Genomic DNA, 14,926 nt, shown 5'->3' with positions numbered 1-14,926 from the left:
ATGATTTTTCGATGTTTTATGGAGGAAAGGGTCTTCGAGTTTTTTACATCGCATATGAAACCAAAACCGGCCTTTCCGCGTTTATTGCTCAGGAGGCCGTGGAAGCCCGCGGTAGGGCGCGGCGATGATTAGCATTCTGTTAACCACAGTATGTCTGAATTCGGGTGAAAACAGCGATTTGCAGAATTTGGTCGTAGGATAGTTCGCATGGAAGCCACAGTTGGGCGTCCATGTCACGGTGTTCAGGGAATACCGTGAGAAGGCGTGAATGCCCTTTGTCGGAGCCGCAGGAGGCGGCGAAGACCGCAGGGCACGCTGGTCCGCCTCGATGGCGGACAGGGTGAAATCAGTCGCAAATTCATCCGTCTCGGGTTGTTAATGGAGACGAGAATGGCAAAGATCATATCCCTTTCGGACCGACGATCGCGGTTGCCGCGACGTGCCCAAAAGGAGCCGGTTGAGGCGAAGATCCTTCTGTTCACCGGCGTGCGCTACGAGCGCCTCGACGCCAGCTCCCACCGTCCCGGCACGGGACCGAAGCGGGCAAAGGGCAAGTAGCTCTATCATAGGCCGGCGCATCTCGCCGGCGCTCAGCCGCCAGGGCGGCTTTCAGCTTCGCGGTTCAAACCACGACATGCCGCCGATCAGCCTCGGCTTTTCAGCTCAATCTCACTCTCCGTCAAACACGTCGCATCCGGCTTCCGACAGAAAGTTTCGGGCGGCATCGTCGAAGCTTGCTTCGGGCGCCATGGCGCGCAGCACGATATAGCCCTCCGCGCGCGGCACTTCGACCAGAATCGATTGCGCAAGCGATGGCGGCAGCGCCTTGCGGATGCCCGTCAGCTGGACCGGCGAGGCGAGCAACAGGTCCAGCGCCCCGCCGACCGAGGTGCGGTCGCTCATGCTGAATACCTCATTGGATGCCGCATCATAGACCGATAGCGACCAGAACGGCACGTTGCCCTTGGCGGTCAGGCGAACCGGTTGCGACCCGATATCGAAAGCGCAGACGGCGGTGCGGATATAGGGATCGCTATTGGAAAGCCCCGCATCGTCATCCTTGTTGTCCAGCATGTAGAAGTGGTTTTCATCGCCCTCATCCTCGATGCGAGTATAGGCGTCGCGGTCCGAGAAATGCGGCAGAGACAGGATGATGATGAGGTGCAGCAGGGCTGCGCCAAGCACTCCAGTCAGGATGGCGAAGACGGTCCTAAACATGGCCGCATCCGATTTTTTCGAGCTTCGGCATGGAGAGGTCGATCAGACCGGAATTGCCGGCGGCCGGCGTATCCAGCAGCGTCCATGCCAGCCGGAAATTGCCTCCGGAGGGCAGGGCCAGCCAATTGCCGGCTTGTGCGTCGGATGAAACGGTGATGCTGAAGCTTGAATCCGGATTGCGCAGAACCAGCCAGGAATTGATCGCCGAGGGACGGCCTGGAGGCGCTTCAAGCGCTTCGCCGTCATTGCCGGCGACGAACAGTGTCCAGAGCCGCGCCGGCGGGGTCTGTCCGCTGATGCGATAGCTGCAAGCCGCCGTCAGTCGAGCGCCGCTATCGTCATCGGATGCAATGAACGACAACCCCTCTGCTGTGCCATAGAGCAATCGTCCGGCGCGCGCGCGATGCGATTTCGCATAGGGGTCGGCGTCGGAGGTGTGCATATCAGGAAAAGCCTGCCAGGCGCCAAGCTTGATCGCACCGAAGCCGGAGGTCGCGTCCAGAGCAAAAAGCGTGAACAGGATTCCGCCGCCAAAGGCGAGCATCAGCGAAAGCGCAACAAGAAGCGGAACTCGGAACACCCTAAGATCGTCCTTATGACCAATCAGGTGGCGATTTATCCCTGATTCTGACGGCAGGGGAAAGGGTTAGTGGGGTGATTGCCGAACTTGCGCATCAAAACTAGCTTATAACCGTCGCGTTGTGCGGGCCGCTTGACCTTATTCCGCTGTCGCCACCTTCTGCGTCGCAAGCGGTGCCGCTGCCTTCAGCTTCTCGCCGAGGTCGCGCAGGATCTTGGTGGAGTCCACCGATAGCGAGCGTGGACGAATAAGCGGCGGCAAGGTGTTTTCGCTTCCATCGGCCGGCTTCTTGGCGGCCACCGCCTGCGGTTTTTGCACCGGGAAGGGATTGTCGATGCCGGGAAGGGGCTTCAGCACGATGCCCTGATGGGCATAGTCCATGATCTTCTTGAAGGTCATGGCCGGCAGGGTGCCGCCCGTCATGTTGTTGGTGGAAGTGTAGTCGTCGTTGCCGAACCAGACGGCGCAGGTGTAGTTGCCGGTGAAGCCGATGAACCAGGCGTCGCGATAGGCTTGCGTCGTGCCGGTCTTGCCGCCGACGAGAATGCCGCGATCGAGCGCCGCTCTGCGGCCCGTGCCGATCTGCGGGATCTGGATCAGCATCTGGTTCATGTAGGAATTGGCTTTTTCGGTAAGGACACGCTTGGCCGGCGGTTCGTCATGACTGAAGTCGTAGAGCACCTTGCCGTCATAGCCGACGATCTGGGCGATGCCATGGCGGCGGGATTGCATGCCGTCGGCGGGAAAGACGGCGTAGGCCGTCGCCTGGTCGAGCACTGTCACTTCGGACGTCCCGATCGGAATGGTCTTGTCGTTGCGGATCGGCGTTTCCACGCCCATGGCCTTGGCCATGTCGCGGATCGGCTGAATGCCGAATTTTTCCTTGGCGAGGCGCACCGGAATGGTGTTGATCGATTGCGCGATCGCAGTCGCCAGCGTCACCTTGCCTGAATAGCGGTTTTCGTAATTGTGCGGGCTCCAATTGCCCCAGGTGATCGGCGCGTCGACGATGGTGGAGGTCGGCGTCATGCCTTTCTCCATGGCAACGGAATAGGTGTAGATCTTGAAGGACGAGCCCGGCTGACGTAGCGCCCGCGTGGCGCGGTTGAACTGGCTCTCGCCGTAATCCCGCCCGCCGACCATGGCGCGCACCGCGCCGCCGTTTTCGATGACGACCGTGGCGCCCTGCTTGGCATGATAGCGCTCGCCATATTCCATCAGGCTGGATTCGACTGAATCCTCCGCCGCCTTCTGCAACCCCATGTCGATGGTGGTGCGTACGATCAGCGACCGTTCGGGGAAGCGGGCGGCGAGACGCTGCACCTCGTCGAAAGCCCAGTCGAGGAAGAAATCGGGGGATTCGATCTGGGCGCGGTCGACCACGGAAGCGGGGTTGCGCCGCGCGGCAATCACCTGCCCCTCGGTCATCAGCCCGCTTTGCACGAGATTGCTCAGAACATCGTTGGCGCGGGCGCGGGCGGCCGGCAGATTGACATGCGGCGCATATTTGGCCGGTGCCTTGAATAGGCCGGCGAGCATCGCGGCTTCCGCCAGATTGACGTCGGTAATGCTCTTGCCGAAGTAGAATTGCGCGGCCGCGGCGGCGCCAAACGTGCCGCCGCCCATATAGGTGCGGTCGAGATAGAGGCTGAGGATGTCTTTCTTCGAGAGATTGGCTTCCAGCCAGATCGCCAGGAAGGCTTCCTTGATTTTGCGGTCGAGGGAGCGTTCATTGCTGAGGAAGATGTTCTTGGCGAGCTGTTGCGTCAGGGTAGACCCGCCCTGGACGACGCCGCCGGCCTGGGCATTCACCGATAACGCCCGGAAGAGGCCGATGACGTCGATGCCGAAATGATCAAAGAAGCGCCGGTCCTCGGTCGCCAGCACCGCCTTGACGAAATAGTCCGGCAACTGGTCCACCGGCACGGAATTCTCATGGATGATGCCGCGATGGCCGATGACGTTGCCGTACCGGTCGGTGAAGGTGACGGCGAAATTGCCGCGATTGCGCCAGTCGCCCTGCGTCGCCTCGAAAGCCGGCATGGCGAGCATCAGCAGCACGACAGAGCCGGCTGTGCCGAGCGTCAATCCTTCGCCAAGCAGTTCGAACAGGATGCGCTTCCAGCCGCGGGCGCGGAAACGGCGAAAGAAGATGGTAATGTCTTCCCAGAGCTCGCCAAGGCGAAAGCCCGCGTTCCAGAGAGAGGAGTCGATCCAGGAATCGATGCGCAGCAGAATATGCCGCTTCCGGCGCGGCCGCTTTTCCGCCTGGCCCTCCGGTTGCGTGTCGGGCTTGGTCTCTGGCCCGTTTTCTGGGTTGGATGGGTCTTCCACGCTCTACTTCCCGACCACAATGCCGCGTCGCGTATTCTTTTGAAACACGCAATGCCTATCTTCTGATAGACTGGCATACTGAATATTTGGTTGATTTACCAAAAAGAACAAGAGACATGCATGCCGCAGCCCGCATTTCCCTCGCGTGCGGCGAGGACGACGATCATGGACGACACACCTTTCTGGAAAAGCAAGACGCTGACGGAGATGAGCACACCCGAATGGGAAAGCCTCTGCGACGGCTGCGGTCTCTGTTGTCTTAACAAGCTCGAGGACTGGGATAGCGGCGACGTCTATTTCACCTCGGTCCGCTGCAAGCTGATGGATAGCGAAAGCTGTCGATGCACCAGCTATCCGAACCGCTGGGATTTCGTGCCCGAATGCGTGCAGCTCACGCCGGAAAAGGTCCCGGATCTACAATGGCTGCCGCCGACCTGCGCCTATCGTCTCGTCGACGAGGGGCGCGATCTCTACTGGTGGCATCCGCTGATATCGGGCGATCCGGAAACGGTTCATATCGCCCGCGCTTCGGCACGCGGCCGCACCATCAGCGAGAATGAGGTCTCCGTCGATGATTTCGAGGATTATGTCGTCGACTGGCCGTTGACGGTGGAAGACGATATGGAGGCCACCCCTCCGGCAAAAGCCTAGGTTTCGGCACCCTGTCGCGCCAAGCTGTCGCATGGACGCGCGTTGAATTCACCGGCCACGCATGATATCGCGCGGTGCCTTCGCCAATGCACAGGGAGCCTCCGCGTGATCCGTCATATCGTCTTCTTCACCGTTCCCGATCGCGCCAATCTCGAGGCTGTACGGTCCGGACTGTCGATCCTGACGGCTATTCCGCATGCGCGCCTGCTGGAGATCGGCACCAATGTGAAGACGGATCAGCTCGGCACCGATGTCGATATCGTGGTCTATGGCGAATTCGACGACGAAGCGGCGCTGGCCGCCTATAAGGCGCATCCGAACTATCAGCTTTCGATCGAGCGGGTTCGCCCGCTGCGCGAAATGCGGATCGCGGCGGATTACGAAAGCACAGCGGCAGTACGCGAGCCGGTTTAACGCTTGGCGAAAGCACTATAGCGCAGTCAATCCGGATAGTTGGATATGGGAGCGGAATCAGTTTCGCCGCGACCGGATTCATCACGCGAAGATCCCGACTCAACTTCTCTTGCTGACGATTCAACTCGCGAAAAAGTGACGGCAAGCGATTCAAAAGACTCAAGGAAATCTACGCGTCTTACGTGCGTAAAACACTTTAAGGCCGGTTGCATCGGCCCGTGATGCGTCACCCTGTCATGGCGCGCCTATCAGGTAATGATAATCAAGAAAGATTAAAAATGCCTGACTTCTCCCGAGTCTCAGGCTTGGTTCTGGTGCTCGGGAGCGGGCAATTGGCGCGGCTCGTCAGCCGTTTCCGGATGCGGCCGGGGTCTTGGCCGCTTCATCGGGCCGCTCGCTGCCAGATCGGAGATATGGATTACGATAAGTATAATTAACGCAATGACTTAAAAGAGGAAAAACTCCGGCCGCACGTTTTGCGCGTGGAAAATTACCACCCATTCATTTGCCATTCAGACGCGTTTGGGTACATATTCGGTCAAGTTAACGTCCCCGTGGGAAGTCAGAGTATGGCATCATTCATAAGCATAGCAGCAGCGGCCGCGCTCATGGCCGGCTCGACTGTTCTGCCGACGCCGTCGACCCCGACCCTGGTGGCGCGTGCAAACAGCGACTGCAGCGAGGCTGCGGCCGAAGTTGTCGCCAAGACCGGAGGGCAGCTCCTTTCCGCGCAGCCGTCGGGTGATAGTTGCGTCGTCACCGTCCTCGTTCAGGGCAACGGCCAGCGGCCTCGCAAAGTGACCATGAAGGTGCCGATGTAGGTGGAAACACTGTTACGCCGACACGCAGGGAACACTCTAACGCTTTGAATCTCACGCAAAATCTTATGGCCGGGTGGATTCCACTCAAACCTGATTTGCAGTACTGTTTCTCGAACCGGGGAAATTGGGTCGGAATATGCGAATTCTCATTGTCGAAGACGATATCAATCTCAACCGCCAGCTTGCCGACGCCTTGAAAGAGGCTGGCTATGTGGTCGATACCGCCTTCGACGGCGAGGAAGGGCATTTCCTCGGCGATACCGAACCCTATGACGCCATCATCCTCGATATCGGCCTGCCTGAAATGGACGGGATCACCGTGCTTGAGAAATGGCGTGGCGCGGGCCGGGGAACGCCGGTGCTGATCCTGACGGCGCGCGACCGTTGGAGCGACAAGGTCGCCGGCATCGACGCCGGTGCCGACGACTATGTCGCCAAGCCCTTCCATGTCGAGGAAGTGCTCGCCCGCATCCGGGCGTTGATCCGCCGCGCCGCCGGTCACTCCTCCTCTGAAATCATCTGCGGCCCGGTGCGCCTCGACACCAAGAGCTCGAAGGCGAGTGTCGACGGCAAGCCGTTGAAGCTCACCTCGCATGAATACCGCCTGCTTGCCTATCTCATGCACCACAAGGGCGAGGTCGTCTCACGCACCGAGCTGGTCGAGCATATGTACGATCAGGATTTCGACCGTGATTCCAATACGATCGAGGTTTTCGTTGGCCGTCTGCGCAAGAAGATGGGCGTCGACCTGATCGAGACTGTCCGCGGTCTCGGCTATCGCATCCAAGCTCCGACCAATGCGAATTAAGTCACTCACCGCTCGCGTCTTGCTGTTGACCACACTCTGGTCCGCCGTGGCGCTGGTGGTGATCGGGCTCGTCATCTCGAATATCTATCGCAAGAGCGCCGAGCGCGGTTTTCAGGACCTCCTGAGAGCGCAGCTCTATAACGTCATCAACTCCGTCACGATCGGCGATCAGGGCGCGCTGTCGGGCAGCCCGCAGCTTGGCGACCTGCGTTTCGCGCAGCCGAAGACCGGCTGGTACTGGATGGTCGAGCCGCTCGGCACCTATACGGCGACGCCGCTGGTTTCGCCCTCGCTCGGAGCCTCGACCTTGCCTGTTCTGTCGGTGCTGGAAGCGCCCTTCGACAAGAATTACGAGCGCTATTACATCGTCACGGATGCCTTCGGAAATCAGGTGCAGGTGGCCGAGACCGAGGTCGTGCTTGACACCGATGGCCGTGCAGCGCGCTTTCGCGTCACCGGCAATGTCGCTGTCGTCGAGGACGATGTCCGCAATTTCTCCCACAGCCTCTATTTTGCGCTCGTCGGTTTCGGTGTCGGCAGCCTCATCGTCAATGCGCTTGCCATTCTCTATGGCCTGATGCCACTCGATAAGGCGCGTGCGGCGCTGGAGCGCATCCGCGCCGGCGAGAGCGAACGATTGCAGGGGGATTTCCCGCGCGAAATCCTGCCGCTCGCCAACGAGGTCAACGCACTGATCGAGAGCAACCGCCGCATCGTCGAGAGGGCGCGCATGCAGGTCGGCAATCTCGCCCATTCGCTGAAGACGCCGATAGCGGTCCTGCTCAACGAATCCCGCGTGCTGGAACGCTCGCATGGCGATCTCGTCAAGAGCCAGGCCGAGGCCATGCAGGGGCAGGTGCAGTCCTATCTCAACCGCGCTCGCATTGCCGCGCAGCGCGAATCCGTACTGGCCCGCACCGAGGCGGAGCCGGCACTGGAACGTCTGGTGCGCGTCATGCGGCGGCTCAATGCCGACAAGGAATTCGAGCTTTCCGTGTCGCCGAACCTGGCGCTCGCCATGGAGCAGCAGGATCTGGAGGAGACGGTCGGAAACCTCCTCGAGAATGCCGCCCGTTTTGCCGAGCATAAGGTGCGCGTGGCCGCCAATGAGGCGCCGGCCGAGGTGAAGGGCATCGATCCGGCCAGGCGCCATTGGGTGGAACTGGTGGTCGAGGATGACGGACCCGGCCTGGAGCCGGACCAGATCCGCGAGGCGATGAAGCGCGGCCGCAGGCTCGATGAGAGCAAGCCGGGCACAGGCCTTGGGCTTTCGATCGTCAGCGAGATCATCAGCGAATATCAGGGGCGGCTCGAACTGTCCCGCGGTCCCTGGGGCGGTCTTCGCGCCAGCCTAATTCTGCCGGGGGTAACGAAGGATGTTGCTTGATGCGCGGCATGATGCCAAAAAGATGTGCTGCGTCATGAAGATGCCGCACTGCAGTACCTCTGGTTTGCTCGTTGATATTGGTTCGGTTGTATGAAGCTTCGCACCTTTTTTCTGATCGTTCCGTCCTTTTTTGTCATGATCGGCCTTTCCGCCTGCTCGACATCGAGTGGCAAAATCCCCGGTGTCAGTTTCCTGTCGACCGCCAAACCGCCGGCTTCGACGCCGTATATTGCGGCCTTGGAGGGCGGTATTGTCGGTCGCACCGGCATCCAGCTCAGTGACAATGACCAGCGGCGGGCGCTGGAAGCTGAATATCGGGCACTGGAAACCGCGCCGCTTGGTATGCCTGTCGTCTGGACGAGCAAGAATATCAGTGGCGAAGTCGTGGCCGCGGCCCCTTATCAGGTCGGCTCGCAGAATTGCCGCCAGTATCGGCACACGGTCACCGTCGACGGCAAGCCGACCCAGGCAAGGGGCGCTGCCTGCCGCAATGACGACGGCACCTGGTCGCCGTTGAACTGAGGTGTTCCTACCCTCGCCCCATCGGGGAGAGGGTGGCGCGATAGCGCCGGGTGAGGGGGCGTTGCACCGTGAGGATTGCCGTCGTCGTCGCTCAGGGCGTTCGTCGCTTCGCTCCTCACCCCCTCATCCGCCCTTTGGGCACCTTCTCCCCGCTGGGGAGAAGGTTTTAGCAAGCGCGGCCAAACGCCTCAAATCTTCGTCAACCCGGCTTTGATGGTTGGAATAAGCGCCCGGTTAAAGTATTGGGCGTCTATGCTGTTCTGGATTCTCGTGGCCGTTCTGACGGCCGTTGTCGGCGCCGTCCTGCTCTATCCTCTTTTGCGCGGAGCAAATGTGGCGGAAGACAGCCGTGCCGGAGAGGCTGCGGTCTACCGCGACCAGCTTCGTGAGCTGGACCGCGATCTTGCGGGCGGCCTGATCTCCGCCGAAGAGGCCGGCTATGCCCGCGCCGAAATCGGACGGCGCCTGCTGGCCGTTTCGAATGCTGCATCGGACACCGCGAAAGCGGCGACGCGGGGCCATTATCGTTTCTCGCAGGCCTTCATCATCGTCATCCTGCCGGCTATCGGCCTCTGTCTTTATCTCATGAAAGGCGCCCCCGGCCTGCCGTCGCAGCCGCTGGAGGCGCGCCTTGAGCAGCCCGGCAATGATCTCGCCATCTCGATCGTCAAGGTCGAGCAGCATCTGGCGCAAAACCCCGATGACGGCAAAGGCTGGGAGGTGCTGGCGCCGATCTACCTGAAGACCAACCGCATTGTTGATGCGGAGCTTGCCTACCGCAATATCATTCGCCTGCTCGGCCCCAGCGCCGAGCGGTTCGGCAGTCTGGGCGAGGTGCTCATCATGAAGGCCGGCGGTATCGTCACGGCAGAGGCGCGCAGTACGTTGCAGCAGTCCTTGGCGCTCGATGCCAACAACCCCCGCGCACTCTTCTATCTCGCGCTGGCGTTGGAGCAGGACGGCAAGGCGGCAGAAGCCAGAACCGCCTTCGTGGCGCTGGCGAAGCAGTCGCCGCCCGAGGCGCCGTGGATGGTTGCTGTCAATGATCATATCGCCAAGAACAGCGGCACAGCCGATGATATGGCGACGGCTGGATCGGCTGACGCGAAGGCGCCGGGGAACCCCACGCCTGAGCAGGTGGAGGCCATGAATTCCTTGAGCAGCGGCGATCGTCAGCAAATGATCCGCAGCATGGTTGAGAGCCTGGACGCCAGGCTCAAGGAAGATCCGAACAATTTCGAGGGCTGGATGCGGTTGATCCGCTCCTATGCCGTGCTGAACGACAGGGACCGCGCGGCCGACGCGCTGAAGCGTGGTCTTGCCGCGTTTCCCGCCGATGGCGGCGAGGGGCAGCAACTCGTGGCTCTGGCGAAGGAGCTTGGACTGCCGATGGAGGTGACGCAGCAATGACCCGCAAGCAGAAACGCCTCGCCGTCATTGCCGGCGGCATGGGCTTCATCGCCACCGCCGTACTGCTCGTCCTCTTTGCCTTCAGCCAGTCGGTCGCCTATTTCTACATGCCCGGCGATCTCGCCAAGAACCCCATCGGCGCCGGCACATTGATCCGCCTCGGCGGTCTCGTCGGCGAGGGCAGCATCGTGCGCGGCGAGGGCACGCAGGTCCAGTTCTCCGTCACCGATGGCTCCGATGCGGTTAAGGTCCGATATAACGGCATCCTGCCGGATCTCTTCCGCGAGGGGCAGGGGGTTGTGACCGAAGGCAAATTTGAGCCGGGCAGCGACGTCTTTGTTGCCGACAGCGTGCTGGCCAAGCATGATGAGCGCTACATGCCGAAGCAGGTTGCCGACAGGCTGAAGGCCGACGGCGTCTGGAAGGGCGAGGAAGCAAGCCAATGATCATCGAGCTTGGACATTACGCGCTGGTGCTGGCGCTTGCGACCGCGATCATCGTCTCGATCATCCCGGTGATCGGTGCGCGGCGGGGCGAATTGTCGATGATGGATATCGCCCCGATCGGTGCGGTGCTCATGTTCGCGCTGGTCGCCTTTTCCTTCGGGGTGCTCACCTATGCCTATGTCGTTTCCGACTTTTCGGTGCTGAACGTCTGGGAGAACTCGCATTCGCTGATGCCGCTGATCTTCAAGATCTCCGGCGTATGGGGCAATCACGAGGGATCGATGATGCTCTGGCTGCTGATCCTGGCGCTGTTCAGTGCGCTGGTCGCGCTGTTCGGGCGCAATCTGCCGGATACGCTGCGCGCCAACGTGCTCGCGGTGCAATCCTGGATCTCGGCCGCTTTTTTGGTCTTCATCCTGCTGACCTCCAATCCCTTCATCCGCCTCAACCCGGCGCCGGCCGAGGGCAAGGACCTCAATCCGGTGCTGCAGGATATCGGCCTGGCGATCCATCCGCCGCTGCTTTATCTCGGCTATGTCGGCTTCTCGGTCTGTTTCTCCTTCGCGGTCGCAGCCCTTCTCGAAGGCCGTATCGATGCCGCCTGGGCGCGCTGGGTTCGCCCCTGGACGCTCGCCGCCTGGACCTTCCTGACGCTCGGCATCGCCATGGGCTCCTACTGGGCCTATTACGAGCTCGGCTGGGGCGGCTGGTGGTTCTGGGATCCGGTGGAGAATGCCTCCTTCATGCCCTGGCTTGCCGGCACCGCGCTGCTGCATTCAGCCCTGGTCATGGAAAAGCGCGATGCGCTGAAGATCTGGACGGTTCTGCTAGCGATCCTGACCTTCTCGCTGTCGCTGCTCGGCACCTTCCTGGTCCGCTCGGGCGTGCTGACCTCGGTGCATTCCTTCGCCAGCGATCCGACACGCGGCATCTTCATTCTCTGTATCCTGCTGATCTTCATCGGTGGCGCACTGTCGCTCTTCGCCTTCCGTGCTCCGAGGCTTGCCGCCGGCGGCCTGTTTGCGCCGATTTCGCGTGAAGGCGCGCTGGTGCTGAACAACCTCATCCTGACGGTCGCCTGCGGCACGGTGCTCACCGGCACGCTTTATCCGCTGGCGCTGGAAACCCTGACCGGCGACAAGATTTCCGTCGGGCCGCCCTTCTTCAACATGACCTTTGGTCTGTTGATGACGCCGATCCTGGTCGCCGTTCCCTTCGGACCGCTTCTGGCCTGGAAGCGCGGCGATCTGCTCGGCGTGCTGCAGCGGCTCTATGTCGCCGCCGGTCTGGCTTTGATCGCGGGCCTCGTCCTATTCTATGTCCGCCACGGTGGCCCGGTGCTTGCTGTTCTCGGCCTTGCCGCAGGCTTCTTTCTGGTTTTCGGTGCGGTCACCGATCTCTGGTATCGTGCAGGCATCGGCAAGGTTAAGGGCAATGTCGCCTGGCGACGCCTGAGCGGCTTGCCGCGCTCCGCTTTCGGAACGGCGCTCGCTCATGCCGGCCTCGGCGTCACCGTCCTCGGCATCGTCGCGGTCACCACGTTCGAGACCGAGAATATCACCACGATGAAGCCGGGCGGCACGGCCGAACTCGGCGGCTATACGTTGCGTTTCGACGGCACGAAACCGGGCGTCGGCCCCAACTTCACCGAGGACCGTGGCCACTTCACGGTCAGCCGCGGTGGCGTCGCTGTCGCGGATGTCTCCTCGTCCAAGCGCGTCTTCACCGCCAGCCGCACGGCGACGACCGAGGCCGGCATTCTGACCCTCGGCTTGAGCCAGCTCTACGTCTCGCTCGGCGATCCCACCAATGATGGCGGAATGGTCGTCCGCATCTGGTGGAAGCCTTTCATCCTCTGCATCTGGGGCGGCGCTGTCATCATGGCGCTGGGCGGCTTCATCTCGCTCAGCGACCGCCGCCTGCGCGTCGGCGCACCGAGCCGCAAGGCGAAGCCGGTACCCGGTCCAGTCATGGAGCCGGCGGAATGAGGAAGTCTGGCTACGTCCCCTTCTCCCCTTGGGGAGAAGGTGGCCCGAAGGGTCGGATGAGGGGGTGGCTCGGCATGTTCGACAGCCCATTACGGTGCAACGCCCCCTCAACCCGCGCTGCGCGCGACCTTCTCCCCGACGGGGAGAAGGTAAAGGCGCTGATGCGCCTGCTATTCGTCTTCACCCTCATGCTGTGTCCGATCCCCGCCTTCGCCGTCAATCCGGACGAGGTGCTGTCCGACCCGGCTCTGGAAACGCGGGCGCGCACGATCTCGGCCGAACTGCGCTGCATGGTCTGCCAGAACCAGTCGATCGACGATTCCAATGCCGATCTTGCCCGCGACCTGCGCCTTCTGGTGCGCAAGCGCCTCGCCGACGGCGATAGCGACAAGCAGGTACTCGACTACATCGTCTCCCGCTACGGCGAGTTCGTGCTGTTGAAGCCACGCTTTACCGAAAAGACGTTGCTGCTCTGGGGAGCGCCGGTGACGCTCTTCGTTTTCGGCGGGCTTGCTCTTGCAGTTTACGCCAGACGCCGCGCCGGAAAGCCGACGGGCACACGGCTGACGCCGGAGGAAGAGGCGCGCCTCAGCGAGATCCTCGACAAGTGATGTCACACGACAGGTTGTTTTGCTCCTGTCGACAATATTTCGTTACATTACCAAGTTTTCATGGGTCGGACAGTTCGCCGTAAGGTCCGAAGCCCTATATCATTCCCATGAGCCTTCATCACCGGTTCCGCCGGTGGAAGAAAATCGGACGAGAGAAGAAAAGGTAACTAGCATATGTTCAGGAATATCAAGGACACTTTGTCCCGTAGCACCGCTATGAAAGCTTCTGTCGTCGCCGGTCTCGCTGTCGCTGCCCTTGCTGCCGGTGTCCCGGCTGAAGTCAGCCGTTCCTATGCAGATGCCGTCAATGTTCAGGCTCCGCAGGTTCCGAGCTTCGCCAATGTCGTCGACGCCGTCTCTCCGGCCGTCGTTTCCGTTCGCGTCGAATCCCGCATCAATCCGGTGGCCGACGAGGACGATTCCTTTGGTCTCGGCCGCGGTTTCGATGAGCTGCCGGACGATCATCCGCTGAAGAAGTTCTTCAAGCAGTTCCAGCAGCAGCAGGGTCGCAACCAGCAGCAAGGTCAGCAAAAAGCTCAACCCGATAGCAAGGGCCATTTGCGCCCCGTCGCCCAGGGCTCCGGCTTCTTCGTCTCGGAAGATGGCTATATCGTCACCAACAACCACGTCGTTTCCGATGGCGCTGCTTTCGTTGTCATTCTCAACGACGGCACCGAGTTCGACGCCAAGCTGGTCGGCAAGGACTCGCGCACCGACCTCGCAGTGCTGAAGGTCGACGGCAAGGGCAAGAAGTTCACCTATGTCAATTGGGCAGACGACGAGAAGGTTCGTGTCGGCGACTGGGTCGTTGCCGTCGGCAACCCCTTCGGCCTTGGCGGTACGGTGACCGCCGGTATCGTCTCGGCGCGTGGCCGCGACATTCATTCCGGCCCCTATGACGACTACATCCAGATCGATGCGCCCGTAAACAAGGGCAATTCCGGTGGCCCGACCTTCAACCTCAATGGCCAGGTCGTCGGCATCAACACCGCAATCTTCTCGCAGTCGGGCGGCAGCGTCGGCATCGCCTTCGCCATTCCCGCTACCACGGCCAAGGACGTCGTGGCAGACCTGATCAAGAGCGGCACCGTGTCACGCGGCTGGCTCGGCGTTCAGATCCAGCCGGTCACCAAGGATATTGCCGAATCTCTCGGCCTGTCCGAGCCGAGCGGCGCGCTGGTTGTCTCCCCGCAAGAGGGTTCTCCGGGCCAGAAGGCCGGCATCAAGAACGGTGACGTCGTCACCGCCGTCAACGGCGAGCCGGTCAAGGATCCACGCGATCTCGCCCGCCGCATCGGCGCGATGCAGCCGGGTGCCAAGGTCGATGTCTCGCTGTGGCGTGGCGGCAAGTCGCAGTCGGTCACCGTCGAACTCGGTACGCTGCCGGCCGAACAGAGCCAGGCGTCGAATGACGATAATTCGCAGCAGTCCCAGCCGCAGCAGCCGTCTTCCGAAAAGGCGCTTGCCGATCTCGGCCTCACCGTCGGCCCCTCCGACGATGGCAAGGGTGTCGCGATCACCGGTGTCGATCCCGACTCCGACGCCGCCGACAAGGGCGTGAAGGAAGGCGAGAAGATCACCTCGGTCAACAACCAGGAGATCTCCAATGCCGGCGACATCGCGAAGGTCATCGAGCAGGCGAAGAAGGATGGCCGCACCCGCGCGCTTTTCCAGATTCAGTCCGGCGACGGCAGCCGCTTCGTTGCGCTGCCGATCAACGCCGGCTGATTTTTCGG

At 61.4% G+C, this 14,926-nt stretch carries 15 protein-coding genes; 12 read left to right on the top strand and 3 right to left on the bottom strand.

Features of this window, described 5'->3' with window-relative positions; genetic code table 11:
- Positions 1-390 precede the first annotated feature (390 nt).
- The gene (locus AC1RO0_RS18985) at positions 391-558 is read left to right on the top strand and encodes a hypothetical protein (protein WP_007693246.1); all 168 of its coding nucleotides are present in this window, start codon (positions 391-393) and stop codon (positions 556-558) included.
- A 111-nt stretch (positions 559-669) separates the two neighbouring features.
- On the opposite strand, the gene AC1RO0_RS18980 is transcribed toward AC1RO0_RS18985, so the two are convergent.
- The 3 genes from AC1RO0_RS18980 to AC1RO0_RS18970 all read right to left on the bottom strand — a co-directional run bounded on the left by AC1RO0_RS18980 (position 670) and on the right by AC1RO0_RS18970 (position 4,132).
- The gene (locus AC1RO0_RS18980; RefSeq protein WP_498594361.1) at positions 670-1,218 is read right to left on the bottom strand and encodes a DUF1254 domain-containing protein; all 549 of its coding nucleotides are present in this window, start codon (positions 1,216-1,218) and stop codon (positions 670-672) included.
- Positions 1,211-1,798, bottom strand: coding sequence for a DUF1214 domain-containing protein (locus AC1RO0_RS18975; protein WP_498594360.1), 588 nt, complete (start codon positions 1,796-1,798; stop codon positions 1,211-1,213). Before AC1RO0_RS18975 ends, AC1RO0_RS18980 begins: the two co-directional genes overlap by 8 nt.
- Before the next feature lie 138 nt (positions 1,799-1,936).
- The gene (locus AC1RO0_RS18970) at positions 1,937-4,132 is read right to left on the bottom strand and encodes a transglycosylase domain-containing protein (RefSeq protein WP_498594359.1); all 2,196 of its coding nucleotides are present in this window, start codon (positions 4,130-4,132) and stop codon (positions 1,937-1,939) included.
- A gap of 165 nt (positions 4,133-4,297) precedes the next feature.
- On the opposite strand from AC1RO0_RS18970, the gene AC1RO0_RS18965 reads away from it, so the two are divergent.
- The 11 genes from AC1RO0_RS18965 (at position 4,298) to AC1RO0_RS18915 (ending at position 14,918) form a co-directional block, all read left to right on the top strand.
- The gene (locus tag AC1RO0_RS18965; RefSeq protein ID WP_498594440.1) at positions 4,298-4,783 is read left to right on the top strand and encodes a YcgN family cysteine cluster protein; all 486 of its coding nucleotides are present in this window, start codon (positions 4,298-4,300) and stop codon (positions 4,781-4,783) included.
- 105 nt (positions 4,784-4,888) lie between these two features.
- Positions 4,889-5,197, top strand: coding sequence for a Dabb family protein (locus tag AC1RO0_RS18960; RefSeq protein ID WP_012651154.1), 309 nt, complete (start codon positions 4,889-4,891; stop codon positions 5,195-5,197).
- A 569-nt stretch (positions 5,198-5,766) separates the two neighbouring features.
- Positions 5,767-6,018: a hypothetical protein gene (locus AC1RO0_RS18955; RefSeq protein ID WP_371109139.1), complete on the top strand. Its 252-nt coding sequence runs from the start codon at positions 5,767-5,769 to the stop codon at positions 6,016-6,018.
- A 136-nt stretch (positions 6,019-6,154) separates the two neighbouring features.
- The gene (locus AC1RO0_RS18950; RefSeq protein ID WP_007693256.1) at positions 6,155-6,826 is read left to right on the top strand and encodes a response regulator transcription factor; all 672 of its coding nucleotides are present in this window, start codon (positions 6,155-6,157) and stop codon (positions 6,824-6,826) included.
- Positions 6,816-8,213 (top strand): ATP-binding protein, encoded by a 1,398-nt coding sequence (locus tag AC1RO0_RS18945; protein ID WP_498594358.1) that lies wholly within the window; start codon positions 6,816-6,818, stop codon positions 8,211-8,213. The genes AC1RO0_RS18950 and AC1RO0_RS18945 overlap by 11 nt, the downstream gene beginning before the upstream one ends.
- A gap of 90 nt (positions 8,214-8,303) precedes the next feature.
- Positions 8,304-8,735, top strand: a complete 432-nt coding sequence (locus AC1RO0_RS18940; protein ID WP_498594357.1) for an RT0821/Lpp0805 family surface protein — start codon at positions 8,304-8,306, stop codon at positions 8,733-8,735.
- 252 nt (positions 8,736-8,987) lie between these two features.
- Positions 8,988-10,145: a c-type cytochrome biogenesis protein CcmI gene (ccmI, locus tag AC1RO0_RS18935; protein ID WP_498594356.1), complete on the top strand. Its 1,158-nt coding sequence runs from the start codon at positions 8,988-8,990 to the stop codon at positions 10,143-10,145.
- Complete coding sequence (ccmE, locus tag AC1RO0_RS18930; protein WP_498594355.1) at positions 10,142-10,591, top strand: cytochrome c maturation protein CcmE; 450 nt, start codon at positions 10,142-10,144, stop codon at positions 10,589-10,591. The genes ccmI and ccmE overlap by 4 nt, the downstream gene beginning before the upstream one ends.
- Positions 10,588-12,579 (top strand): heme lyase CcmF/NrfE family subunit, encoded by a 1,992-nt coding sequence (locus tag AC1RO0_RS18925; RefSeq protein ID WP_498594354.1) that lies wholly within the window; start codon positions 10,588-10,590, stop codon positions 12,577-12,579. The genes ccmE and AC1RO0_RS18925 overlap by 4 nt, the downstream gene beginning before the upstream one ends.
- Before the next feature lie 161 nt (positions 12,580-12,740).
- Positions 12,741-13,190: a cytochrome c-type biogenesis protein gene (locus AC1RO0_RS18920; RefSeq protein WP_498594439.1), complete on the top strand. Its 450-nt coding sequence runs from the start codon at positions 12,741-12,743 to the stop codon at positions 13,188-13,190.
- A gap of 174 nt (positions 13,191-13,364) precedes the next feature.
- Complete coding sequence (locus AC1RO0_RS18915; protein WP_498594353.1) at positions 13,365-14,918, top strand: Do family serine endopeptidase; 1,554 nt, start codon at positions 13,365-13,367, stop codon at positions 14,916-14,918.
- Positions 14,919-14,926: the final 8 nt, after the last annotated feature.

This window comes from Rhizobium sp. GW821-FHT14E12 (genome assembly GCF_058803745.1).
This window is presented reverse-complemented; position numbering and strand designations above follow the sequence as displayed.